Below are 25071 nucleotides of genomic sequence, written 5' to 3'. Positions count from 1 at the left end.
CCGCTGCCGAAGGCTGCGACAAGGCCCGAAGGGCCTTCTCTGGCCCTCAAGGCAATGCCGCCCAGCTCGTTCGCAGCCTGCGGCAGCGGCTACAGGGAACCCGGGGTCAGGCCGGCTCGCTGAAGTCGTAGTGCAATTCGTTGTCCCGCTGGCGAATGCGCACCCCGGCCAGCGCGCGGCCTTCGAGCATGCGGGTGAGGAACTCGCGGCTCATGTCCGGCAGCAGGCTGTTGGTCAGGATGGCGTCGATCATGCGGCCACCACTCTCGGTCTCGGTGCAACGGGAAACGATCAGGTCGATGACCTCGTCGTCGAAATCGAAATCCACCTTGTGGGTGCTTTCCACGCGCTTCTTGATCCGTCCCAGTTGCAGGCGGGTGATCGCCTTGAGCATGTCGTCGCTCAGTGGGTAGTAGGGGATGGTCACCAGGCGCCCCAGCAGCGCCGGCGGGAAGATCTCCAGCAATGGCTGGCGCAGGGCCTTGGCGATCTCTTCCGGCTCGGGCAGGGTCTGCGGGTTCTTGCAGACGTTGGCGATCAGCTCGGTGCCGGCGTTGGTGGTGAGCAGGATCAGGGTGTTCTTGAAGTCGATCATGCGGCCTTCGCCGTCTTCCATGACGCCTTTGTCGAACACCTGGAAGAAGATCTCGTGCACGTCCGGGTGAGCCTTTTCCACTTCGTCCAGCAGCACCACGCTGTAGGGCTTGCGCCGCACCGCTTCGGTGAGCACGCCGCCTTCGCCGTAGCCGACATAGCCCGGCGGTGCGCCCTTGAGGGTGGACACGGTGTGGGCTTCCTGGAACTCGCTCATGTTGATGGTGATGACGTTCTGCTCACCGCCGTACATGGCTTCGGCCAGGGCCAGGGCGGTTTCGGTCTTGCCCACCCCGGAGGTGCCCGCCAGCATGAATACGCCAATCGGCTTGTTGGGGTTGTCGAGGCCGGCGCGGGAGGTCTGGATGCGCTTGGCGATCATCTGCAGGGCGTGGTCCTGGCCGATGATGCGTTTCTTCAGGTGCTGGTCGAGGTTGAGCACGGTTTCCAGTTCGTTGCGGGCCATGCGGCCCACGGGAATCCCGGTCCAGTCGGCGACCACCGAGGCCACCGCCTGGTAATCCACGGTCGGCAGGATCAACGGGGTTTCGCCTTGCAGGGCCGTCAGGCGCTGTTGCAGGTCCAGCAGTTTTTCCCGCAGGCCGTGGCTTGCGTCGCCAACGTCGCTGTCCACCAGGCCGACGTTTTCCCGCAGTTGGGCGCGGGTCGCCAGCAGTTCGTCCACCAGGGTCTTCTCTTGCGCCCAGCGGCTTTCCAGCTCGGCCAGGCGCTCGCGCTCGGCGGCCAGGAGGTTTTCGCTGTTGACCTGGCGGTTGCCGATGGCCACGCCGATCGCCTGTTCCCGGGCGATGATCTGCAGCTCGGTTTCCAGGGCCTCGATGCGCCGGCGGCTATCGTCCACCTCGGCCGGCACGGCGTGCAGGCTGATGGCGACGCGGGCACACGCGGTGTCCAGCAGGCTGACGGATTTGTCTGGCAACTGGCGCGCCGGAATGTAGCGATGGGACAGCTTGACCGAGGCTTCCAGGGCTTCGTCGAGGATCTGCACCTGATGGTGCTGCTCCATGGTCGAGGCCACGCCGCGCATCATCAGCAGCGCCTTGTCTTCCGACGGCTCGGCCACTTGCACCACCTGGAAGCGCCGGGTCAGGGCCGGGTCTTTCTCGATGTGCTTCTTGTACTCGGCCCAGGTGGTGGCGGCCACGGTGCGCAGGGTGCCGCGGGCCAGGGCCGGTTTCAGCAGGTTGGCCGCATCGCCGGTGCCGGCGGCGCCACCGGCGCCCACCAGGGTGTGGGCTTCGTCGATGAACAGGATGATCGGCTTGGGCGAAGCCTGGACGTCTTCGATGACCTGGCGCAGGCGCTGTTCGAACTCGCCCTTCATGCTGGCACCGGCCTGCAGCAGGCCGACATCCAGGCTGCGCAGTTCGACGTCCTTGAGCGCTGGCGGCACGTCGCCGGCGACGATGCGCAGGGCGAAACCTTCCACCACCGCGGTCTTGCCGACCCCGGCTTCGCCGGTGAGGATCGGGTTGTTCTGGCGGCGGCGCATGAGGATGTCCACCAGTTGGCGAATCTCTTCGTCACGGCCGACGATGGGATCGAGCTTGCCGCTGCGGGCCTGCTCGGTGAGGTCGACGGTGAAGCGCTTGAGGGCTTCCTGCTTGCCCAGGGCGCTGGGGGCCATGGCGCCGCTGGCTTCGCCCGGCACCGCGCCGGCAGTGAAACCGTCGCTGGCGCTCAGGGCGTTTTCCGGCGAGTCGCCGATGTACTCGTCAAAGCGCTCGCACAGGGCCTCGATCTTGATCTTGTCGAACTCCCGGGACAGCCCCAGCAGCGCGTGGCGCAGGCTCGGCGTCTTGAGGATGCCGATCACCAGGTAGCCGGTGCGCACCTGGCTTTCGCCGAACATCAGGCTGCCGTAGACCCAGCCGCGTTCCACCGCTTCCTCGACGTGGGACGACAGGTCGGTGATCGAAGTCGAGCCCCGGGGCAGGCGATCCAGGGCTTCGGTCAGGTCCTTGGCCAGGCGCGCCGGCTCCAGGTTGAACTGGCGGATGATGCGGTGCAGGTCCGAGTCCGCAAGTTGCAGCAACTGGTGCAGCCAGTGGGCCAGTTCCACATAGGGATTGCCCCGCAACTTGCAGAAGACCGTGGCGGCTTCGATGGCTTTGTAGGCAACGCTGTTGAGTTTGCCGAACAGCGCCGCGCGACTGATTTCACCCATGCTCTGTGCTCCTTGGTGTACGTGAGGTAGTGGCCAGGTCGGCGTAGTGCCGGGCCAGTATTAGATCCTTGGCATCACTGCCGGGTTGACCGAGCCAGGTGTTGAAACCCAGGCGCTGGCGGCCGTTGAGTTGCAGCTTGGGTACTTCGTCCTTGAGCAGGACCAGGTTCAGGTCCCAGTCCAGCTCGAAGCCCAGGTATTCGGCGACCCAGGCCACCAGTTCCTTGAACGGCTGGCCGTCGGGCAGCATCCCCTGGTAGTCCTCCAACTTCAGCGGACCCAGGCGAATGCGGAATTTGTGCTGGCGGTCCCAGACGTGGCTGCCCAGGCAGAAGTCCACCCCCAGCTGATGGGACTGCACCCCGACCCGGCTGCGCTCCGGCAGCTCCAGCCACTGGCCGACGTATTCCTCGATCGCCACCGGCAGGCCGAAGTACTCGCCGATGATGGCGCGCAGGCCGTCCGGGTAGCGGGTCTGGGCCGCCAGGTGGCCGCTGTAGTGCAGCTTGGCGGTGTCGGGAATCAGCCCCTGCTTGAGCAGGCTGGGCATGCCCCGGCCACTCAGGGCCGCCAGGCGCGCGGACCAGTAGTCGTCGTCCGGGCGGTCGTGGCTCACCGTCGGCCGGGCTTCGGCCCAGGCCCGGTAGAACAGGCTCAGCAGGCGATGGTGGAACACATCGAGAAAGCGCTTGCTGGTGCTGTCGGCGTTGTTGCGCTGGCGTTCGCGCACGTACTCGGTGATGTGCAGCGGCAGGGGGCCGTTGGGGCCGCCCAGGCCGAAGAAGAACTGCTCCAGGCGCGTGGCCGTGCCGTCGCTGCCCGGGGTGACCGAAGCCAGGGTCGAGGGCGCGAAGGTGCAATCGGCCTGCTGGCCCAGGCGCAACGGATCGTCCGCCAGGCGCAGGGAGTGACCGAAGCGCGGCAGTTGCGGCGACAGGCATTCGATACGCCGCAGGGCCTGGAAGAAGTCGTACTCCCAGGGCTCGGCGTGCATCGCCGTCAGCGTATTCAAAGAGTCGGACGACGTCCGGGCTTGGCTTTCCATCGCATGATCTCGCCGCGTTCGGTGGTACGGATCACCGTCTCGGTAAAACTGTTGATCGACACGTAACGTGCCAGGAAGCGCTCGAAGACCGCGCCGAGCAGGAACACCCCGGTGCCGCGAAACGCGTTTTCATCGAATTGCAGGGTGATCTCCAAGCCCCGGCCGAAGACGATCGGCCCGGGCATCGGCAGGCGCCGTGTCACCGCCTTGCTGCTGACTTCCCGCAGGCCCTCGATCTGCAATTGCAGGGCCGCATCGTTGCTGTCGCCATACAGCCGCAACAGCTCGCGCAGGGCCGCCGCGCCCTGGCCCTGTTCGCTCAGGGACAGGTAGTTCAGCGACAGCTGGCTGATCAGGCGCCAGGCCTTGCCATCATGGGCGTGGCTGGGGCGTGGTCGGCTGGGGCCGGCCAGGCAGCGGATGGCCTGCACCGGGGCGCTGTCGGCCAGGGTGAAGTCGGTCTTGGCGTTGCCGGTGTTCATGAACAGCGGCAGGTCGCGGTTGGTGCACAGGGCGCTGACCCCGAGCTGGCGCAAGTCATGGCGGTAGGGTGCCTGCTGGCTGTCCACCAGGCTGACGAAAGACTCACTGCCGATGTAAGTGGAGCGCGGGCCGTTGCGGCGCTGGTCGCTGGACAGCACCCGGGGTTCACGGCGGACGATGTAGTAAGCCTGGTCGCGGCCGTAGCGGGACGGATCGCGCACCGCGTAGAACGGCAGGAACGGCTGCTCCGGCCCGGTGCCGTGGCCACTGATGGCGGTCAGCGAGTGCACTTCGAAATCCATGGGCCGGGTGCGGTCGGCGATCACATGGTGTTCGTTGACCCGGTCGGACAGGTGGATGCGGTCCAGGCGCTTGGGAAACAGGTTGATCGCCGGGGTGCAGAAGGGCACGAACTGGGCGGTGCCGACGCTGCCTTCCAGGCTCTGGTCGAAGCGCTCGAAGAGTACGATCAGCTCCAGCTCCTGGCCGGCGCAGCGTTGTACCGCACGGCTCAGCTGGGCGAACTCGACGAACAGGAAGCGGTTGGGCAGGGCGAAGTATTCCTGCAGCAGGCGATAGCCCTGGAAGGCCTGGGGCACCACTGGCAGGGCCGCGTCGCGGTCGTCGAAGCCACGGGAGCGCAGGGCGTCCAGTGGCAGGCGCTCGACCCAGTCGCTGCCCGGAGCCCGGGCGAACACCGCACAGGCGTTGCCCAGCAACTGTTCGTAGAGGCGGAACGGCAGCTCGTCGTTGCCGTTCAGGTACAGCGGCAACTGCTCCAGGGCCAGGCTGTTGAACGGCAGTTCGGCACCGGTGCGCAGGGTCAGGCGCAGCCCGGCCTTGGCCTTGGGCTCGTTGGCGGCCAGGCGTCCGAGCACCGCTGCCGGGTTGCCGAAGTATTCGGCCTGGCTGACTTGCAGCGGCCACAGCGTCACCGCGTGAGCGGTGCGGTACTCGCAGCAGGTCTGGGTGTCGCGGCTCAGGGCGGCCCGCAGGCTGGTGTCGCGCTCCAGGGTGAAGCCGCTGCTCAGGGAGCCTTCATCGGGATCGGCCTGCAACTGCACCACGGTCATCGACGGGGTCGGCGCCAGGTAGTGCGGGTAGGCGATCTCCAGCAGGTTGTGGGTGAAGGTCGGGTACTCTGCATCGAGCTTCAACTGTACCCGGGCCGTCAGATAGGCGAAGCCTTCCAGCAGGCGCTCGACATAAGGGTCGGCGCAGTCCATGCCCGACAGGGTCAGGCGGCTGGCGATCTTCGGGTATTCCTTGGCGAACTCCGCGGCGCTTTCGCGCACGTGGTGCAGTTCCTGGTTGTACAGCTCCAACAGGCGCGGATTCATGAGCGCCTCCGGGAGTCGGCTTGCACCACCCGGACATGCCCGGATTCCAGGTCCATGTCGGTTTGCAGCAGCAGGCGCAGGGGCATCGGCTGGGCCCACAGATCGCCCTCGATCTCGAAGCTCAGGGCGTTGTGGTTCATCTCGCCGGGCGCGGTGCGCGCGCGAACCCGCAAGGTGCTGCGCAGGATGCGTGGTTCAAAGGTGGCGATGGCCTGGTGGATCAGGCTTTCCAGGGCCGGAATATCGATGCTCGACGCGCTGTACCCGGCCAGGGCCGGCAAGCCGTAGTTGACCACCGACGTACCGGCGGGGGTGTGCAGGGTGGCATCGGCTTCCAGCAGGGAAGTGGTGTTGAGCAGCCATGCCAGGTCGCGTAGTACCGAGGCCTTGAGCTGGCTCAGGGACAGCACGCGCTTGTCCGGGCTTTCTTTCAGGTTGCCGGGTTCATCGTCGGTCAGACGATCCAGCAAAGAGGGTTGCAAGCGATCGCGGGCGGCGATGTCGGTTACCAAAGGGTTCGCTCCAGGATCGGATTGCGCAGGCATGACGTCACGAAAAGGGGCACAGGCGCACACCCCTGTAGCCGCTGCCGCAGGCTGCGAACGAGGACAACGTCCTCGCAACCCGGGCCACGCATGCAGCATGGCCCGGATCTTTCGCCGCCGCGGCGCGACCGCAGCGGATCAGCGCTTGGTGTTCGAGCGGATGTTCCAGCCGTACTTGATCGGGCCGCCGTCCTTGGTGCCGTCGGCTTTCTGCGGCTGGTACTCGACCATCACCTGAGCGAAGTTCAGGGTGATGTTTTCGGTCAGGCGGTCATCGCTGCCCGAGCCGCCGGTGCTCAGGGACGTGATCAGCACTTCTTCCAGGTCGATGATCATGTACTCGACCTGGCTTTCGCCGCCGGCCTTGCGCACGGTCAGGCGCACCTTGTCGATGTGCTTGCCGCTGGAGCAATGCATCATCAGGTTCGGCGAGGCCTTGTCGACGTACTTGGTCAGCGACAGGTCCTGGATGTTCACCTTGCCCGCACCGCCGCCGCCACCCACGTGCATGTTGCCGGACTGGGACATGCCCCAGCTCCAGTTCAGCACGTCGATTTCGTCTTTGTGGGCTTTGTCCATGGACTCGCCCTTGATGTCACCGATCTTGATGAAAATATCAACAGCCATGTTTTCTCCCTGTGTGGCACTTGCCACGATGTTGATTCAGCGTCTGTCGCCGCTGCGCGAGGCCCGGGGGCCCTTGCGCAGCGGCGACAGATTTGAGTCGGTTATGGGTCAGGCGCCCTTGGCGGACGGCAGTTTGGATACCAGGCGCAACGACACGGTCAGCCCTTCGAGCTGGTAGTGCGGGCGCAGGAAGAACTTCGAGTTGTAGTAGCCCGGGTTGCCTTCGACTTCCTCGACCACCACTTCCGCCGCGGCCAGTGGGTGCTGGGCCTTGGTGGTTTCGGTGGAGTGCGCCGGATCACCGTCGACGTAGTTGAGGATCCAGTCCTGCAACCAGCGCTGCATCTCGTCCTTCTCTTTGAAGGAGCCGATCTTGTCGCGCACGATGCACTTCAGGTAATGGGCGAAGCGGCAGGTGGCGAACAGGTACGGCAGGCGCGCGGCCAGGTTGGCGTTGGCGGTGGCGTCCGGGTCGTCGTACTCGGCGGGCTTCTGCAGCGACTGGGCGCCGATGAAGGCAGCGAAGTCGGTGTTCTTCTTGTGCAGCAGCGGCATGAAGCCGTTCTTCGCCAGTTCCGCTTCACGGCGGTCGGAGATGGCGATCTCGGTCGGGCACTTCATGTCCACGCCACCGTCGTCGGTGGGGAAGGTGTGGGCCGGGAGGTTTTCCACCTCGCCGCCGGATTCCACGCCGCGAATCCGCGAGCACCAGCCGAAATGCTTGAACGAGCGGTTGATGTTCACCGCCATGGCGTAGGCGGCGTTGGCCCAGGTGTACTTGGAACTGTCGGCGCCGTCGGTGTTTTCTTCGAAGGCGAAGGCTTCCACCGGGTCGGTCTTGGCGCCATACGGCAGGCGCGCCAGGAAGCGCGGCATGGTCAGGCCGATGTAGCGCGAGTCTTCCGACTCACGCAGCGAACGCCAGCCGGCGTATTCCGGGGTGGTGAAGATCTTGGTCAGATCGCGCGGGTTGGACAGTTCCTGCCACGAACCCATGCCCATCACGGTCGGCGAAGCCGCGGCGATGAACGGGGAGTGCATGGCGGCGCAGACTTTCGACAGCTCGCCCAAGAGCTCGACATCCGGTGGCGACTGGTCGAAGTAGTAGTCGCCCACCAGGCAGCCGTAAGGCTCGCCGCCGAACTGGCCGTATTCTTCTTCGTACATCTTCTTGAACAGCGGGCTCTGGTCCCAGGCCGTGCCCTTGAATTTCTTCAGGGTCTTGTGCAGCTCCGGCTTGGAGATGTTGAGCACGCGGATCTTCAGCTGCTCGTCGCTCTCGGTGTTGTTGACCAGGTAGTGCAGGCCACGCCAGGCGCTTTCCAGTTTCTGGAATTCCGGGTGATGGATCACCTGGTTGACCTGGGCGGTGAGCTTGGCGTCGATGGCGGCGATGATCGATTCGATCGACTTGATGGCGTCGTTGGACACCAGGTCGGTCTGCGCCAGGGCCTGTTCGGCCAGGGTCCGCACGGCGGTTTCCACGGCTTCGCGAGCGCGCTCGGTCTTGGGTTTGAATTCCTGCAGCAGCAGCGAAGCGAATTCGCTGGCCTGCTCGGTGGCGCCGGGTTGGGCCTGATTGTCACGCATCAATTCGGTCATGATCGTTGGTCCTGATTTACGCGTTCGGCTCGGAGTCCACAGGTTTTGGCGCACTCGCCAGGGCCTGGAGCAACGCCGGATCCTTGATGGCTTTCATGATGATTTCTTCAGCACCGGTCTTGCCGTCCATGTAGGTCAGCAGGTTGGCCAGTTGGGTACGGGCCTCCAGCAGCTGGTTCAGGGAGTCGACCTTGCGCGCCACCGCGGCGGGGCTGAAGTCGTCCATGCTCTCGAAGGTGATGTCCAGGCTCAGGTTGCCTTCGCCGGTCAGTTCGTTGGGCACGTGGAACGCGACCCGTGGCTGCATGGCCTTGAGGCGCGAGTCGAAGTTGTCGACGTCGATTTCCAGGAACTTGCGATCGGCCACCGCCGCCAGGGGCTCGACGGGCTTGCCGGCCAGGTCAGCCATCACGCCCATGACGAAGGGCAGCTGGACCTTTTTCTCGGCGCCGTAGAGTTCGACGTCGTACTCGATCTGCACCCGGGGCGCGCGGTTGCGCGCGATGAACTTTTGAGAACTTTGCTTCGCCACGTTGTGCTCCTGGTCGCTGTTGCGACGGTGTTGGCGTCGGTCGGTGATTGCCGCTGACGATACTGTTCGGCCGTACCGGGGTTAGTCGGATTCGGGGCCGCGCAGGTTTTCAAATTGGGACATGCCATCGGGGATCAGATTGCGCACGATGGCCGCGAAATCGGCGTTGACCAGATTCTTGGCTCGGTTGAGCAGCACCGGCAGCGGGCTCGAAGGCTCGTGACGGCTGTAGTAGGCCAGCAGCCGGTCGAGGCTGCGCAGCACGTCCTCACGGCTGTTGATCTCGCCGGAAATCCGCGTTGCGGCTGGCGCCACGGGCGCGTTGCCGGCCTCGTTCGCGGGGGCTTCGGCGGGCTCATCGGTCGGGCTTTCGCTGGTTTGCGGGGCGTGCTGGCCCAGCACCTGCAGCGCCAGGCGCAGGGGCTGCTTGAGGGCGCTGAGGTCAACGCCGCTGGCGGAACCCACTTGTTCGCTGACTTGCTTTTCGATGGATTCGGCCGCCGAGCGAGCGCTGCTCAAGGCGTGGCGAATGGCTTCCAGGTGCTCTGGGTCGCTGTCTTGCAGGGCCCCGGCCAAGTGATCGGAACCCAGGCTTTCGCCCGAGAAGTGCTGCAGGCCGGCGGCGTTCAGCGCCGCGCGCACGCTCACCGGGCCGAAGGTCCGGGAACGGGTGAGGATGGCTTCGCGCAACAGACCGATAGTGGAGTCTGCTGCCAGGCCGGCCAGGGCATTGATCCGCACCGTGGGATCGTTGTCGTCGTCGGCGTCCAGGCGCGGGTGCAGCTCGGCCCAGTAATCACGGAGCAAGCCGTTGATCAGGTCGAGGCTGGTGGCCAGGCCCGGCAGGCCTTCAAGGGCCAGGGTACTTTGCAGGAGGAAATGGGTGATGCGCAGGTCTTTGCTGCGGGCCAGCAAGTCCAGGCTCTGTTGCTGGACGCTGCGCCAGTCCGGCGGCTCGGCCGGCAGGATCGAGTCGCCCATGCTGCGCTCGGGCTGGCCTTGTGCGGCCCGCTCCAAGTGCAAGAATTCCGCGTCATATTCCAGGTCTTCGCCACAAGGCGAAGTTGCTGAAATAGCGGCGAGCAACATCGGTACATCCACCTGGTTCGATCTCCCTATCAGCCTGCAGGACAGTCAGGCAATTAATGCACTAGTTGTTTGTGAACTCGCGCACATTTCTTGGTTAACATGGACTCATTGATACTAGTGAGCCATCATCCGTGTTCAAGAAGTTGTACATTTTTGGTGTAGTAGTTGTGGCTTGTCAAGGTAAGCTATTCGCCCCGCATGACAGTGTTATGTCGACTTATTAGTTCCTTGACCGGCGAGTCAGATTGGGGCGGGACGAAAGGCTTTTGTCATCTGTGTAGTTTAAGTTGAGCGATCATGCTGTGAACGGTGCTGTTTAAAGGATTTTTTGCGGGTTTTTCATTTTTTACGGAACTTTTTCCCCGCCGCCGGTTCGCACGCGGAAGTACAGCAAGGAGGCGCAATGTCGCTGTGTTTGACTATCACTAGTTATCACAAGATTACCCCTGGCCAATGCCCTGAGAAACTAATGGATCAGGGAATGATGGCAATTGGCCGTAGTTCCGATAATGACTGGGTACTTCCTGATCCCGAGCGCTTAGTTTCAGCGCGACATTGTGTCATCCAATACAAGGATGGCCGTTATTATTTGACCGATAACAGTACTAATGGTGTGGAGTTAGTCCGTGCCGGTATTCGTATGCGCCGGGGTAGCAGTGAGCCATTGGAAGATGGCGAGGTTATTCGCATTGGCGATTATGAAATCAGTGCGCGGATCGATTTCAGTCTCAATCGTGCCCAGGTTGAGGCCTTTTCCGGGGACAGCTCCAACAGTTTCGAAGCGCTGATGGGGCGCCACTCGTCGCCTCCCACGCCGATCGAGCCGATTGCCATGGCGCCGGTGGCGCATTTTCAGGGGGCTTCGGCCCAGGACACTTTTCCTGACCTGTTCGATTTCCTCGCTCCGAGTGCGACGCCGCCAGCGACCCAGCCGGATCACGTGCCCGCCGAGCAGCACGATTTTCGCCCGCCGACCCCCACGGCGGTGCCTCAGCCCGTAGCGGCGCCTCAGCCGGCTGCGCCCCAGGGCGCGGCGGTGATTCCGGAGGACTGGGACCTGTTCGGCGAAACACCGGCCCGACCGGCTCCGGTGGCGAGCGCAGCGCCAGTGGCAGCGCCGCCTGTTGCCCCGGACCCCTTTGCCAGCGTCGCTGAGTTCAGTGCAGTACCACCGCAGCCGCAGCCGCAGCCGATCGAGGTCGCAGCCGTGGTGCCCGTTGCCCCTGTCGCCCCTGCGGCTCCCGTTGCGCCAGCGCCAGCGCCAGCGGTCGAGCCGGGGCCACAAACCGACCTGTTGCAAGCCTTCCTGCGGGGCGCCGGGCTGGACCAGCTGCGCATCGACCCGCAGCAGGCCCAGGCGCAGATGGAAAGCCTGGGGCGCAGCTACCGCTTGATGGTGGAAGGCCTGATCGATGTGTTGCGTGCCCGCAGCAGCCTCAAGGGCGAGTTCCGCATGCAGCAGACCATGATCCGCCCGGTGGAAAACAACCCGCTGAAGTTTGCCCCTAACGTGGACGAAGCCATGCTCCTGCTGCTGCGCCACAGCAACCAGGCGTTCATGGCCCCGGACCAGGCGGTGCAGGAGAGCTTCGACGATTTGCGGGCTCACCAGCTGGCCGTCATGGCCGGCGTGGAAGCCGCGATCAAGCACCTGCTGGGGCGCTTCGAACCCACTGAGCTGGAAGCCCGCATGGCCCGCCCCGGTGGCCTGGGCAACCTGTTCAGCGGTTCGCGGCAGGCGCAGAACTGGCAGCAGTTCACGGCGCTCTACAAGCAGATTTCCCAAGAGGCCCAGGACGATTTCCAGGACCTTTTCGGTCGTGAATTCAGTCGCGCCTACGAAGAGCATACCCACCGGCTGCGCCGTTCCTGAGCGCGCCTGGAACCCCCCGAACACACGGATACACGGACAGCTGACACGTCATTGAGGACGCAGGATGATTCAACGATTACTGACATTGGTCGCCATGCTGGTACTGGCGGCCTGTGCCAAGGACGCACCAACGCCCGCCGAGCCGGCCAAGGAAGAACCTGGCGCCACCACCGTGGAGCTGCGTTTCCAGGCCGTGGCCGGGCTCAACCCGGGCCCTGACGGCCAGAGCACGCCGGTGCGGGTGCGGATCTTCGAACTCAAGAACCCGGCCACCTTCATGCGCGCCGACTACTTCGCCCTGGCGGAGCGGGCCCCTGCCACCCTGGGCCCGGACCTCATCGACCAGGATGAAGTGCTGGTCAAGCCCGGCGACCAGTTCACCCTCAAGCGCACCCTGGACCCGGCCACCCGTCAGGTCGGCCTGTTGGTGGGCTATCGCGAAGTGGACCAGGCCCTGTGGCGAGTCGGGGTCAACACGGCGCAGCGCCTGAACAATCAGTATCAGATCGTCCTCGATGTCCGCGCGATCAGCGCCGAGCTCGTGGCCCCCCCATCCAGCCCTGCCCAATAGGCAATCGGAGCAACCATGTCCTGGAACAATCGCGTGGTCTGGTCGGAAGGCATGTTCATTGGAACCCAGCACTTCCAGCAGCATGACCGTTACCTGGAAAACCTCATCGATGCCCGCAGCCGTCCGCTGTCGGCAGGGGCCTGGGGATTCTCCGAGCTGCGTATCGATCAGGGACTGCTGGCCCAGGGCAAGCTGGCCATTGTCAGCGCCCGCGGCCTGTTGCCCGACGGCACACCGTTCAACATTCCCCATGACGACCTGGCGCCGAGCCCGCTGAGCATCGACGACAGCCTGCGCGATGGCCTGGTGTACCTGGCGCTGCCGCTCAAGCGCGCCGGCGCCCGGGATACCGTGGACGAAGGCGAGGAGCTGGGCGCTGCCCGCTACCTGAGCCAGGTGCGCGAGGTGCGGGACGACAACGCCCCCTTTGAAAACCGTGCGCCGGTGGCGGTGGGCTCCCGGGCCTTGCGCCTGCTGACCGCGGCGGACGGCCTCAGCGACTACGCCGCCATCGGTGTGGTGCGGGTCAAGGAAAAGCGCGCCGACCGCGCCCTGGTGCTGGATGACAGCTACATCCCGCCGCTGCTGGATGTGGCCGCGTCCAAGCCCTTGAGCGCCTTTCGCAGCGAGCTGCTGGGCCTGCTGCACCAGCGAGGCGAAGCCCTGGCCGGACGGGTGGTGGCTTCGGGGGCCGGAGGCGCTTCGGAAATCGCCGACTTCATGCTGCTGCAACTGGTCAACCGCGCCCAGCCGCTGGTCAGCCACCTGAACCAGATCAGCCCGCTGCACCCCGAGCGCTTGTACAGCGAACTGGTGAGCCTGGCCGGCGAATTCTCGACCTTCTCCAACAGCGCTCGACGCCCCGCTGAGTACCCGCAGTACCAGCACGATGAGCTGGCCCTGAGCTTTGCCCCGGTGATGCAGGCCCTGCGCGAGGCCCTGTCGATGCTGATCGACAGCAAGGCGACGCCGATCCCGATTGTCGAGAAAGCCTACGGCGTGCACGTGGCCATGCTGGCGGACCGCACCTTGCTGGAGAGCGCCAGCTTCATCCTGGTGGTGCGCGCCGACGTACCCGGCGAGACCCTGCGCGGGCGCTTTGCCCAGCAGAGCAAAGTGGGCTCGGTGGAGCACATCCGCGATCTGGTCAACCTGCAGTTGCCGGGCATCGGCCTGTTGCCGCTGCCGGTGGCGCCACGGCAGTTGCCGTATCACGCCGGCTCCACCTACTACGAGCTCGACCGTGGCAGCGAGCACTGGAAGCAGCTGGTTCATTCCGGCGGCTTCGCGTTCCACGTCGCCGGGGAATTCCCGGGCTTGAACCTGGCCTTCTGGGCCATTCGAGGATAAGTCGCGATGCATCCTTTCGACGATTCGGCAGGGCAGCCGTCCCCGGCCAATGACCGCACCCAATTCATGCCGCGCCCCGGTGGCCGTGCTCCCGAGCCCGGGCGTCCGGCTCCGGCGCCAGCGCCGTCCCTGGCCATGCCGGCGGCGCCGCTGCCGGCCGGCCAGGCCCAGGGCCTGAACCCCCTGGAGAGTGCTGCCGGCCCGCTGCTGGCCTTGCTCACCCGGCTGCGCAACACCCTGGCCCATCCGGCGCCGGCCAGCCTGCGGGCGCAACTGCTGGCCTACCTGCGCCAGTTCGAGGAGCGGGCCGAGGCCGCCGGCGTGCCGCGCAACGACGTATTGCTGGCCCGCTATGCGCTGTGCACCGCCCTGGATGAAGCGGTGCTCAGCACCCCTTGGGGCAGCACCAGCGATTGGGGCAAGCAGAGCCTGCTGATCACCGTGCACAACGAAGCCTGGGGCGGCGAGAAGGTCTTCCAGTTGCTGGAGCACTGCCTGCAAAGCCCCCGCGAGCGCCTGTACCTGCTGGAGCTGCTGTACCTGTGCATGTGCCTGGGTTTCGAAGGCCGCTACCGGGTGATGATCGACGGTCGCAGCCAGCTCGAAGCCCTGCGCGAGCGCACTGCGGCGATCATCCGCAGTGCCCGTGGCGAGCATGAGCGCGAGCTCTCGCCCCATTGGCGCGGGGTCAGCGTGGCCCGTGATCGCCTGGCCCAGTTCATGCCGCCCTGGGTCGGTATCGCCATCGGTGTGGCCCTGCTCCTGGCGCTGCTGTTCGGCCTGCGCCTGAAGCTGGCGGCGGACGCTGAGCCGGTGTTCAAGAACATCCATGCCCTGGGCGAGATCCCGGTGCAGACCCTGGACCGCCCAGTGATCCAGCCCAAGATTGTCGAGCGTCCGCGTCTGGCGGGCTTTCTCGCCGAGGACATCAAGGCCGGGCGGGTGGCAGTGGAAGACGCCGTCGACCGTTCGGTGGTGACCATTCGCGGCGACGAGCTGTTCGCCTCGGCCAGCGCCAGCATCCTCGATGACTACCAGCCGCTGATGCTGCGCATCGCCGACGCCGTGCGCAAGGTCAAGGGCCAGGTGCGGATCACCGGCCACAGCGACAACCGACCGATCGCCACCTTGCGCTTCCCGTCCAACTGGAAGCTGTCCCAGGCCCGCGCCGAATCGGTGTTGCAGATTCTCGCAGCGAAGACCGGGCAGCCGGAGCGCTTCAGCGCCGAAGGCCGCAGCGACACCGAGCCGTTGGCAACCAATGCCACCGCTGAAGGGCGGGCGCGCAATCGTCGGGTAGAAATCAGCGTATTGGCGGAGGGAGTCGAGTGAAGGCGTTTTTCAGTTTTGTGACGCGCTGGGTGATTCCACTGCTGGGGCTGATCGCCCTGAGCCTGATCATCTGGTTCATTGGCCCGTTGCTGGAGTTCCTGGTGCCGGAAGGGCGGCGTTGGGCGCTGATCATTGTCATTTTCGCGGTGTGGATCGGCTACCGGGTGTTTCGCATCATCCAGGCCCGCCGGCACGCGGCCAAAGTCCTGCAAAGCCTGGCCGCCGATACCCCGCCGGACCCGGACAGCGTGGCCACCGCCGAGGAACTGGCGGCCCTGCGCCAGCGCATGGACGAAGCCCTGGCGCTGTTGAAGAAGGCCAAGCTCGGCGGTGACGAGCGGCGCAACCTCTACGAGCTGCCGTGGTACGTGATCATCGGGCCACCGGGCTCGGGCAAGACCACCGCGCTGGTCAACTCCGGCCTGCATTTTCCCCTGGCCGCGCAGCTGGGCGCCGGTGCCGTGCGCGGCGTCGGCGGCACCCGCAACTGCGACTGGTGGTTCACCGATCAGGCCGTGCTGCTGGACACCGCCGGCCGTTACACCACCCAGGACAGCCATGCCGCAGTGGACAAGGCGGCCTGGCTGGGCTTTCTCGACCTGCTGAAAACCCAGCGTTCGCGGCGGCCCATCGATGGCGCCTTCGTCGCCATCAGCCTCTCCGACCTGCTGCTCAGCAGCGAAGCCGAGCGGGCAGCGCATGCTGCGGCGATTCGCCTGCGTATCCAGGAGCTGTACACCCAGCTGGGGGTACGTTTCCCGATCTACCTGATGCTCACCAAGCTGGATCTGGTGCCGGGTTTCATGGAGTTCTTCGATTCCCTGAGCAAGGAAGAGCGGGCCCAGGTCTGGGGCATGACCTTCGCCCTGGATGACGGCAAGAGCGGCGACAGCCCCCTGGCCCAGTTGCCGGCGGAGCTGGCGGCCCTCGAGCAGCGCCTCAACGAACGCCTGGTGGAGCGCCTGCAACAGGAGCGCGATCCGGCCCGGCGCGACCTGATCTACGGCTTCCCGCAGCAATTCGCGGCGCTCAAGGAGTCCTTGCAGGGCTTCCTCGAAGGCGTGTTCAAACCCAACGCCTTCGAAGAGCGCGTGCTGCTACGCGGGGTGTATTTCACCAGCGGCACCCAGGAAGGCAGCCCCATCGACCGCCTGATCGGCGCCATGGCCCAGAGCATGAACCTGGACCGCCAGCACCTGGCGCGGCAGACCGGCACCGGGCGCAGCTACTTCATCGAGAAACTGTTCAGTGCGGTGGCCTTTGCCGAGCGCGGGCTGGTGGGGGTCAACCCCAAGGTCGAGCGGCGGCGTAAATGGATCGCTCGGGGCGCCCTGGCGGCCACCGTGGCCCTGGTGCTGGTGGTCAGTACCTTGTGGATCATCAGCTACCGGGCCAACCAGGCCTATATCGCCCAGGTCGACCAGCGCGTCGGCCCAGTGCGTCAGGACGTGCAAAGCCTCAGCCCGGCCCAGCGCGATGTGCTGGCAGTGCTGCCGCTGCTCAACGCCACGCGCAACCTGGCCGGCGATGCGCCGGGCTGGGCCGAAGGCCTGGGCCTGTATCAGGGCGACATGCTCGAAGCCGAGGCCGCCAGCGTCTATCGCAAGCTGCTGGTGGCGGTGTTCGCCCCGCGCTTGATGACCCGCATCGAAGAGCAACTGCACAGCGGCGGCAACTCGGACTTCCTCTACGAGGGCCTCAAGGCCTACCTGATGCTGGCGGACAGCGAGCACTACGATCCGGACTTCATTAAGGCCTGGATCACCCTGGACTGGGACCGGACCCTGGCCCGCGACCTGCCGCCCGAGCAGCGCCAGGCCCTGACCGGCCACCTGCAGGCGCTGTTCGAAAAACATCCACCCAATGCGCGCCTGGACCAGCGCCTGATCGACGACCTGCGCCGCCAGCTGCAACAGCTGCCGGTGGCCCAGCGCGTGTATGACCGGGTCAAGCGCGCCAAGCTGCCGGACGGTGTGCCGGACTTCCGCCTCAGCGAAGCCGGTGGCCGTGACGCGGCGCTGGTGTTCACCCGCAAGAGCGGCAAGCCGTTGAGCGAACCCCTGAGCGGGCTGTTCACCGCCAAGGGCTACCGCGAAGGCTTCCTCCTGGCCAGCCTCAACCAGGCCGGCACCCTGGCCGAAGAGCAGTGGGTACTGGGCCGCGATCAGGCCGACCAGCAGAACGTCGCCAGCCTTGCCGCCGACGTGCGTCGCCTGTACTTCCAGGACTACCTGCGCCAGTGGGACGCCTTGCTGGCGGACATCGACTTCGTGCCGATCACCAGCGTGGCCCAGGCCGCGGACGTGCTGCGGATTCTTTCCGGTCCCACCTCGCCGCTGAAGAAGCTGTTGGTGGCGGTGGCCAAGGAAACCGATCTGCAACAGGAAGAACGCCTGTTGGCGGCCCAGGGCCAGAAGGTCGAGGGCGGTGTGGATCAACTCAAGCAGCGCCTGGGTTCCCTGCTGGGCCAGGAACAGGCAGGCAATCCGGCGGCCGTGGCCAGTAGCGAAGACCCGGTCAGTGCGCATTTTGCCGAGCTCAACAGCCTGGTGAGCAAGGGCGAAGGCGAGCCGGCGGCCATCGACGGCCTGCTGGCGGACATGAATGCCCTGTACGTGCAGGTCAGTGCCATGGTCGGGGCCAGCGGCGATGCCTTGCTGGGCGAGGCCAAGAACCAGGCCAGTGCCGCGGCGGCGCGGGTCAGCCTGACCGCCGAGCGCCAGCCGCCGGTGGTCCAGGGGCTGGTGAAATCGGTGGTCAGTTCCACCACCAACACCATGATGGGCGGGGTGCGCAACCAACTGAATGCGGCCTGGGTCAGCGAGGTGGTGAACGTTTATCGCCAGTCTCTGAGCGGGCGTTATCCGATGTCGCCGGGCAGCTCGCGGGACGCGACCCTGGAAGACTTCGGGCAGTTCTTCGGCACCGGCGGGGTGATGGACAACTACTTCCGCAAGTACCTGCAGCCTTACGTCAACACCTCGACCACCACCTGGAGCTGGCAGCCGGGCGCGGCGCAGAAGCTGGGCATTTCCCCCGGTGTGCTGCAAACCTTCCAGCGCGCCTCGAACATCCGCGATGCGTTCTTCCGCTCCAGTGGCGGGACCCAACCGGCGGTGCGTTTCGAACTCAAGCCGGTGGCGATGGACGCCAACATCAGCCAGTTCCTCCTCGACCTGGATGGCCAGCAACTGAGCTACGACCACGGCCCGAGCCGGCCGGTGGCCATGCAATGGCCGAACCCGGGGAGCATCGGCGTGGTGCGCCTGTCGATCATGCCGCCATCGGCCACTGGGCGCTCCGGGATCACCCTGGACGGTCCCTGGGCCTGGTTCCGTTTGCTGGAGCAATCGGACCTGACCGCCACCAACTCGCCGGACCGCTTCAACCTGCGGCTGCGGGTGGATGGCGCGAGCATTTCCTACGAGCTGCGGGCCAGCAGCGCCTTCAACCCGTTCAAGAGCCGGGTGCTCAGCGGCTTCAGCCTGCCGGAGCGGCTATGACGGTGGTCGGTCTGTACGGCAAGTTGGCCAGCCGCGGCGATTTTGTCAGCCGTGGCTTGCCGCAGAGTTTCATCGGCCCTTGGGACAGTTGGCTGGCGGCGGGGTTGCTGGCCAGCCAGAACGCCCTGGGCGAGCAGTGGCTGAACGCCTACCTGGTCAGCCCGCTGTGGCGTTTTGCCCTCGCCCCGGGAGTCTGTGGGCCCCAGGCGGCGGTGGGCGTGGTGATGCCGAGCATCGACCGGGTCGGGCGTTACTTCCCCCTGACCGTGGCCGCCTTGCTGGAGCCTGAAAGCGATGTGGCCTCCCTGGTGAGTGGCCCGGAGCTGTGGTTCGAACAGGTGGAAGAGCTGCTGCTGGCGACCCTGGACCAGGACGCCAGTTTCGAAGCCCTGGAGGACGGGTTGCAGGCCCTGGGAGCGCCGAGCCCGGCGACTCGCGCCGAATGCAGCCATTTCGCCGGCCTGCAGCGGTTTTATGTCAGCGATCCACAGTCCCGTGGCGCGATCCTCGCGACCCAGGGCAGTGAAGGGTCGAGCGCCTGGTGGGGCCGGGGTTCGCCGTCCATCAGCCCGATGCTCCTGCGTTGCCAGGGGCTGCCGCCGGCCAGCGATTTTGCGCAATTTTTGCTCGGACAAGAAGGTGCCGTCTAAATGGGTTCAGCGCCACAACTGTCCTACCAGTCCGCCAGCTACAGCCATGTCGGCATGGTGCGGAAAATCAATGAAGACGCCTGGCTCGAAGCCCCGGAAGCCGGCCTCTGGCTGGTGGCCGACGGCATGGGCGGGCACGCTGCCGGGGATTACGTCAGCAGCTTGATCGTCGATAGCCTGCGCGGCATTGCGCCGGTCGACAGCCTCGACCATTACGTCGCCGCGCTGCGCAATGGCCTGGCGGCGGTGAATGCCGCCGTGCGCGAGGAAACCGCCAATCGCGGGGTGACCATGATGGGCAGCACCGTGGTCCTGCTGGCGGTGCGCGGTGCTCGGGCGGTGTGCCTGTGGGCCGGCGACAGCCGCCTGTACCGGCTGCGGGACGAGCAGTTGGAAAGCATTTCCAGGGATCACAGCTACGTCCAGGACCTGCAGGACAGTGGCCTGCTCAGCGAAGCCGAGGCGCGGGTGCACCCCCGGGCCAATATCGTCACCCGGGCCATTGGCGTCGAAGCCCAGTTGGAGCTGTCCCAGGTCGACCTGCAGGTGGAGGATGGCGACACCTTCCTGCTGTGCAGCGACGGCTTGAACAAGACCGCCGAAGACTTCGAGCTGCGCGATGTGCTCAGCCACAGCGAGCCCAACGACGTGGTGCGTAGCCTGATTCACCTGGGCCTGACCCGGGGCGCGCCGGACAACATCACCGCCATCGTGATCAAGGCCGCAGGACAGTGACCATGGATATTCTGATTCCCGGCTTTGACATCCAGGGCGAGATTGGCGAAGGCGCCATGGCCACCGTGTACCTGGCGACCCAGCGTTCGCTTGAACGCAAGGTGGCGCTCAAGGTGATGGCCGCGGCGCTGGCCGCCGACCCGAGCTTCTGCGAGCGCTTTTTGCGCGAGGGCAAGACCCTGGCGCGCCTGTCCCATCCGCACACCGTGACCATCCACGACATCGGCAATGTCGGCGAGCTGTACTACATGGCCATGGAGTACCTGCCCAACGGCACCCTGAAAGAGCGCATTGCCGCCGGGCTGACCCCGGAGCAGGGCCTGGCCTACATCCGCCAGATCGCTTCGGCCCTGGGTTACGCCCACGCCCAGGGGCTGGTGCACCGTGATGTGAAGCCGGCCAACATCCTGTTCCGCGCCGACGGCACGGCGGTGCTTTCGGACTTCGGCATCGCCAAGTCCCTGGATGACCGCACCCAATTCACCCAGGCCGGTTTTGCCGTGGGCACGCCGAGCTACATGAGCCCGGAACAGGCCCGGGGCCAGGACATCGACGGGCGCGCCGACCTCTATGCCCTGGGCGTGGTGCTGTACGAGATTCTCGTCGGCGAGTTGCCTTACAACGGCACCGACGCCCTGTCCACGGCCCTGGCCCACCTCACCGAGCCGTTGCCGGAGCTGCCGCTGCACCACGGGCGCTACCAGCACATCCTGCGCAAGCTGCTGGCCAAGGACCCGGCGGAACGTTATCCGGATGCGGCGGCCTTGCTGACGGCCCTGGACAACCTGCCGCCGGAGGCGACCGAGGTCGAGGCGACGCTGATCCAGCCGTTGCCGCTGCCGCCTCAGGCTGCACCCCAGCCTGTACCTCAGGGCAACGACCTCGCCGGGTTGACCCCGGTGTCGATCGAGATTCCCCGGCAGGCGCCTGCGCCACAACCGGCGCCGCGCCGCGAGCCGCCCGAGGAGCCAGCGGCGCCGCCGCGCACCTCCAATCTGCCACCAGCCGGAAGTGGGGCTTCCGAACAGCACCGTGGCCCGGTGCTGGCCCTGGCCGGCGTCGCCGTGGCCGTCGCCCTGGCGGTGGCCGGCGCTGGTTATTGGTGGCTGTCCGGCGACAGCCCGGCGCCTGCGCCCAAGACCGCTTCGACGGTCAGCACCCCGCCTGCCGTGGTGGCGCCGCCGGTGGAGCAGCCACTGGCAGCGGATGTTGATGGCGGCCAGCGGCCGTTGCTGATGCCGGGCAAGAAGACCCTGTTCCAGCGGGTGCTGAGCAAGCCGGGGGCGAGCTTTTCCAGCGAGCCGGGCGCCACACCGGACAAGTCGGTGCCGGCGTTCTCGGTGCTGTATGTGTACCAGCGCAAGAACCTCGACGGCCGCTCCTGGCTGCGCCTGGGCGCCGCCAGTGACGGGCGCAGCGCCGGCTGGCTGCCGGCCGAGCAGGTCAGCGACTGGAAGCAGAGCCTGGTGCTGAAATTTACCGAGCGTTCCGGTCGTGCACCGGTGATGTTCGTGCGTCAGGCCAGCGAGCTGGAGCGTTTGCTGGCGGACCCGGCGGCGGCCAAGAACCTGCTGCTCAGGGCGCAGAAGAATCCCCAGGACGAGCAGCAGGTGCTGGCCCTGGAACCCAATGCCAGCGCAGTGCCCCAGGAGCAGTTCTACCTGCTGCCGATCTTCGACGCCAAAGAGAGCTTCGACGAGGACGGTCAGCCGGTGCAGTTGCTCAATGTCGCCTCGATCGACCCGGGCAACAGCCCGCAGAGCATCAGCGACAGCAGTGGCCAGCGCCTGCCGGCGAACAGCCCTCCGGCCGCCGCCGATGCCTTCCGCACGGCAGTGGTGCTGGTGGTGGACACCTCGGTGTCGATGCAGCCGTACATCGATCAGGTGCGCGACGTGGTCCACGAGCTGCAGAGCAAGATCGCCGAGCGTGGCGAGCTGGACAGTGTCAGCTTCGGCCTGGTGGGGTTTCGCAACAACACCAGCAAGACCCCGGGCCTGGAGTACGTGACCAAGACCCTGGTGACCCTGGATCAGGGCCGCGACCCGCAGCGCTTCCAGGAACTGGTGAGCCAGGTCAAGGCCACCAGTGTCTCCAGCCACTCGTTCAACGAAGACGCCTTTGCCGGGGTGATGCAGGCAGTGGAAGGCATGGATTGGAAGGGCTACGGCGGTCGCCTGATCCTGCTGGTCAGTGATGCCGGGGCCCTGCGCAAGAACGATCCTTACAGCCGCACCCAGATGAACGAGGCGGAAGTGCGCCAGGCGGCTTTGGGCAAGCAGATCAAGATCTACGCCCTGCACCTGCGCACCGATGCCGGCAAGAAAAACCACGCCCAGGCGGAAACCCAGTACCGGGTGCTGACTGCCGACGCCAACCCGAAGATCGGCGACCTGTACATTCCGGTGCCCGGCGGCGATGTGCGCAAGTTCGGCGAGCAGGTCGACGAGATCGGCACGGTGTTCGCCGACTTGGTGCATCAGGTGCGCAGCAACCAGAACCAGGACGTCCCGCAGCTGGCGGCGGCGCCGAGCATCGCGCAGAAGTCGGCGGCCATCGGCTACGCCATGCACATGGATTTCCTCGGTCGCAAATCCGCGAGTCAGGCGCCGCAGCTGGTCAGCGCCTGGACCGCCGACCGCGACCTGACCAACCCGGCGCTGCCGGCGTTCCAGGTCTGCGTGATGCTCACCAAGCTGCAGCTCAACGACTTGCAGCAGTCGCTGAAGCTGATTGTCGATGCGGCACGCAAGACCCAGACCTCGCCCAAGGATTTCTTCCAGGAAATCGCCAGCGCCAGTGCCTACATGAGCCGCGACCCCTCGGCCCTGCGCAAGGGCGGCAACCTGGCCGACGGCGGCGTGCTGGGGGAATACCTGGAAGGGCTGCCGTACCGCAGCAAGTCGCTGAACATGACCCAGGACCTGTGGCTGTCCCTGAGCGTGGCCGAGCAGGAAGATTTCATCGACGAGCTGGATTCGAAGATCCGTCTCTACGAGACCTTCCACAACGACCTGGCCAACTGGGTGCGCTTCGGCGATGCCGAGCCGGGTGATGCCCTGTACCGCGTTCCGTTGTCGACCCTGCCGTGATGCTCGATCTGGCAGAGGTGCGCAAGAGTCGCGGCGAGGGTCGCCAGCGCTACAGCCTGGTGATCCCCAGGCTGCAATTGCGTGCGGGCGATCAACTGGCGGTGGTCGGCCCCAGCGGCTGCGGCAAGAGCACGCTGCTCGATCTGCTGGCGCTGGTGCTGGCTCCGGACTCGGCGGCGCGCTTTGAATTCGCGCCGGCCAATGACCCCATCGACATTGCCGGCATCTGGCGTGGCACCGGTCACAGCGCCTTGGCGCAGCTGCGCAGCCGGCACCTGGGTTATGTGCTGCAGACTGGCGGTCTGCTGGGGTTTCTTGATGTGCGCAGCAACATCAGCCTGCCCCGGCAGTTGCTGGGGCTGGCGGACGAGGGCATTCCACGGCGTTTGGCCGAACGCCTGGAAATCGCCGATCAACTGCACAAGAAACCCGCCGCCCTGTCGGTGGGCCAGCGTCAGCGTGTCAGTTGTGCCCGGGCCTTGGCCCATGGTCCGCAGGTGCTGCTGGCGGATGAGCCGACCGCGGCCCTGGACCCCTTGAACGCTCAGCGGGTGATGCAACTGTTGGTGCAACAGGCGCGGGATCAGCGGCTGTGCTGCGTGATCGCCACCCACGATGAGGTGCTGGCCCGGGCCAACGGCTTGCAGGTGCGGCGCATTGCCTGCCAGCGCGATGCCGACGGCGGGGTCACCGCGACGCTGGGGGAGGCCTGCTGATGCGTGCGTCCCTGACCGCTGCCCTGGCCTGGCAGGACTACCGCGCCGATACCTGGTTGTCGGCCTGTTCGGTGCTGGCCCTGGTGGCGGTGATTGCGCCGTTGCTGGTGCTGTTCGGGCTCAAGTTCGGGCTGGTGAGCAGCCTCACCGAGCGCCTGGAAAAAGACCCGGCGGTACGCGAGATCATTCCCCTGGGCGGTGGACGTTTCAGCGCCAGCTTCATTGCTGAACTGGGCCAGCGTCCGGACGTAGCCTTTGCCTTGCCGCGCACCCGGCAGATTGCCGCGACGGCGGACTTGTCCCGGGGCACGGGGGATATCGGAGTGACCGTGGAAATGTTGCCGACCGCTGTCTCGGACCCCTTGCTCGGGCGTTTGCCGGTGCCGCGGAACATGAGTGGCGTGCTCCTGAGTCGTACCGCCGCCGAGAAGCTTGGCGTACAGCCTGGTGATTGGCTGCAGGCGAGCTTCGGCCGGCAAGTGGCGGGGCGCAGCGAAGTGCAGCGGACCCGGGTCCAGGTGGAGGGCGTATTGCCCCTGGAAGCCTTTGCCCGGGATGCCCTGTTCGCCCCGCTGGCCTTGCTGGAGGCCGCCGAGGACTACCGCGACGGCCGTGCCGTGGCGGCCCTGGGCTGGCTCGGCGAAGCGCCGGCCGCGTCCGCGCAGCGGGTCTACCCGGCCTTTCGCCTGTATGCCCGCAGCCTGGATGACGTCGAACCCTTGCGCCGCTATTTCGCCGAGCGTGGCCTGTTGGTGGCGACCCAGGCCCAGACCATCGCCCAGGTGCAGTCCTTGAGTCGCAACCTGTCCATTGTCTTCTGGGTGATCGCCGGGCTGGCCCTGGCGGGCGCCTTTGCGGCGATCTTCGCCGGGGCCCTGGCGGCGGTGGAGCGCAAGCGCCGGGAGTTGTCGGTGCTGCGCCTGCTGGGATTCTCCACCGGTGCCCTGTTGTTGTTCGTGGTGGCCCAGGCGCTGTACAGCGCCGGTTTCGCTGCGTTGTTGAGTGGCGCTCTGTATGGCCTGGCCCAGGCCGGGCTGAATCATTTGTTCATGCAGGTGCCCGGCGAGTACGCCAGTCATCTGCTGCCGGCCCATTACGGGCTGGCCCTGTTGGCGACGCTGGGCGTCAGCACCCTGGCCGCCGCGCTGGGCGGCTGGCGGGTGTCGCGCATTGAAGCCTGTGAAGGAATTCGCGATGTATAAGT

Annotated in this window: 18 protein-coding genes; 10 read left to right on the top strand and 8 right to left on the bottom strand. The window is 66.0% G+C overall.

What is annotated here, in order from left to right:
- Positions 1-106: 106 nt before the first annotated feature.
- The 8 genes from tssH to tssA form a co-directional block, all read right to left on the bottom strand.
- The gene (tssH, locus tag KHO49_RS00315) at positions 107-2782 is read right to left on the bottom strand and encodes a type VI secretion system ATPase TssH (RefSeq protein ID WP_102881308.1); all 2676 of its coding nucleotides are present in this window, start codon (positions 2780-2782) and stop codon (positions 107-109) included.
- Positions 2775-3827, bottom strand: coding sequence for a type VI secretion system baseplate subunit TssG (gene tssG / locus KHO49_RS00310; protein WP_213664446.1), 1053 nt, complete (start codon positions 3825-3827; stop codon positions 2775-2777). The genes tssH and tssG overlap by 8 nt, the downstream gene beginning before the upstream one ends.
- Entirely contained in the window at positions 3791-5650 is a 1860-nt protein-coding gene (gene tssF, locus KHO49_RS00305; protein WP_213664445.1) for a type VI secretion system baseplate subunit TssF, read from the bottom strand. The genes tssG and tssF overlap by 37 nt, the downstream gene beginning before the upstream one ends.
- Complete coding sequence (gene tssE, locus KHO49_RS00300; protein WP_102862292.1) at positions 5647-6162, bottom strand: type VI secretion system baseplate subunit TssE; 516 nt, start codon at positions 6160-6162, stop codon at positions 5647-5649. The genes tssF and tssE overlap by 4 nt, the downstream gene beginning before the upstream one ends.
- 171 nt (positions 6163-6333) lie before the next feature.
- The gene (locus tag KHO49_RS00295) at positions 6334-6822 is read right to left on the bottom strand and encodes an Hcp family type VI secretion system effector (protein WP_011064257.1); all 489 of its coding nucleotides are present in this window, start codon (positions 6820-6822) and stop codon (positions 6334-6336) included.
- 108 nt (positions 6823-6930) lie between these two features.
- Positions 6931-8424 carry a type VI secretion system contractile sheath large subunit gene (gene tssC, locus KHO49_RS00290; protein WP_102862291.1) on the bottom strand — a complete coding sequence of 498 codons (1494 nt, stop codon included), beginning with the start codon at positions 8422-8424 and terminating at the stop codon, positions 6931-6933.
- A gap of 16 nt (positions 8425-8440) precedes the next feature.
- Positions 8441-8956, bottom strand: coding sequence for a type VI secretion system contractile sheath small subunit (tssB, locus tag KHO49_RS00285; protein WP_102881305.1), 516 nt, complete (start codon positions 8954-8956; stop codon positions 8441-8443).
- 81 nt (positions 8957-9037) lie between these two features.
- Positions 9038-10057: a type VI secretion system protein TssA gene (gene tssA / locus KHO49_RS00280; protein WP_213664444.1), complete on the bottom strand. Its 1020-nt coding sequence runs from the start codon at positions 10055-10057 to the stop codon at positions 9038-9040.
- 391 nt (positions 10058-10448) lie between these two features.
- Here tssA and tagH point away from each other — a divergent pair, with 391 nt between their 5' ends.
- The 10 genes from tagH (at position 10449) to KHO49_RS00230 (ending at position 25069) form a co-directional block, all read left to right on the top strand.
- Complete coding sequence (gene tagH, locus KHO49_RS00275; protein WP_213664443.1) at positions 10449-11918, top strand: type VI secretion system-associated FHA domain protein TagH; 1470 nt, start codon at positions 10449-10451, stop codon at positions 11916-11918.
- Between the two features lie 64 nt (positions 11919-11982).
- Positions 11983-12489 carry a type VI secretion system lipoprotein TssJ gene (gene tssJ, locus KHO49_RS00270; RefSeq protein WP_110594217.1) on the top strand — a complete coding sequence of 169 codons (507 nt, stop codon included), beginning with the start codon at positions 11983-11985 and terminating at the stop codon, positions 12487-12489.
- Between the two features lie 15 nt (positions 12490-12504).
- Complete coding sequence (tssK, locus tag KHO49_RS00265) at positions 12505-13839, top strand: type VI secretion system baseplate subunit TssK (RefSeq protein ID WP_102862287.1); 1335 nt, start codon at positions 12505-12507, stop codon at positions 13837-13839.
- Positions 13840-13845: 6 nt separating this feature from the next.
- Entirely contained in the window at positions 13846-15171 is a 1326-nt protein-coding gene (locus KHO49_RS00260) for a DotU family type VI secretion system protein (protein ID WP_102862286.1), read from the top strand.
- The gene (gene tssM, locus KHO49_RS00255; RefSeq protein WP_102862285.1) at positions 15168-18674 is read left to right on the top strand and encodes a type VI secretion system membrane subunit TssM; all 3507 of its coding nucleotides are present in this window, start codon (positions 15168-15170) and stop codon (positions 18672-18674) included. The genes KHO49_RS00260 and tssM overlap by 4 nt, the downstream gene beginning before the upstream one ends.
- A complete protein-coding gene (gene tagF / locus KHO49_RS00250; protein ID WP_102881300.1) occupies positions 18671-19324 on the top strand; it encodes a type VI secretion system-associated protein TagF in 654 nt (217 codons plus the stop codon). The genes tssM and tagF overlap by 4 nt, the downstream gene beginning before the upstream one ends.
- Positions 19325-20059: a PP2C family protein-serine/threonine phosphatase gene (locus tag KHO49_RS00245; protein WP_102862283.1), complete on the top strand. Its 735-nt coding sequence runs from the start codon at positions 19325-19327 to the stop codon at positions 20057-20059.
- A 2-nt stretch (positions 20060-20061) separates the two neighbouring features.
- Positions 20062-23151: a serine/threonine-protein kinase gene (locus KHO49_RS00240; protein ID WP_213664442.1), complete on the top strand. Its 3090-nt coding sequence runs from the start codon at positions 20062-20064 to the stop codon at positions 23149-23151.
- Positions 23151-23867 carry an ABC transporter ATP-binding protein gene (locus tag KHO49_RS00235; protein ID WP_102881298.1) on the top strand — a complete coding sequence of 239 codons (717 nt, stop codon included), beginning with the start codon at positions 23151-23153 and terminating at the stop codon, positions 23865-23867. Before KHO49_RS00240 ends, KHO49_RS00235 begins: the two co-directional genes overlap by 1 nt.
- Entirely contained in the window at positions 23867-25069 is a 1203-nt protein-coding gene (locus tag KHO49_RS00230) for an ABC transporter permease (RefSeq protein WP_110594220.1), read from the top strand. Before KHO49_RS00235 ends, KHO49_RS00230 begins: the two co-directional genes overlap by 1 nt.
- Positions 25070-25071 lie beyond the last annotated feature (2 nt).

The organism is Pseudomonas sp. RC4D1, assembly GCF_018390395.1.
Classification (GTDB): Bacteria; Pseudomonadota; Gammaproteobacteria; order Pseudomonadales; family Pseudomonadaceae; genus Aquipseudomonas; species Aquipseudomonas danubii.
This window is presented reverse-complemented; position numbering and strand designations above follow the sequence as displayed.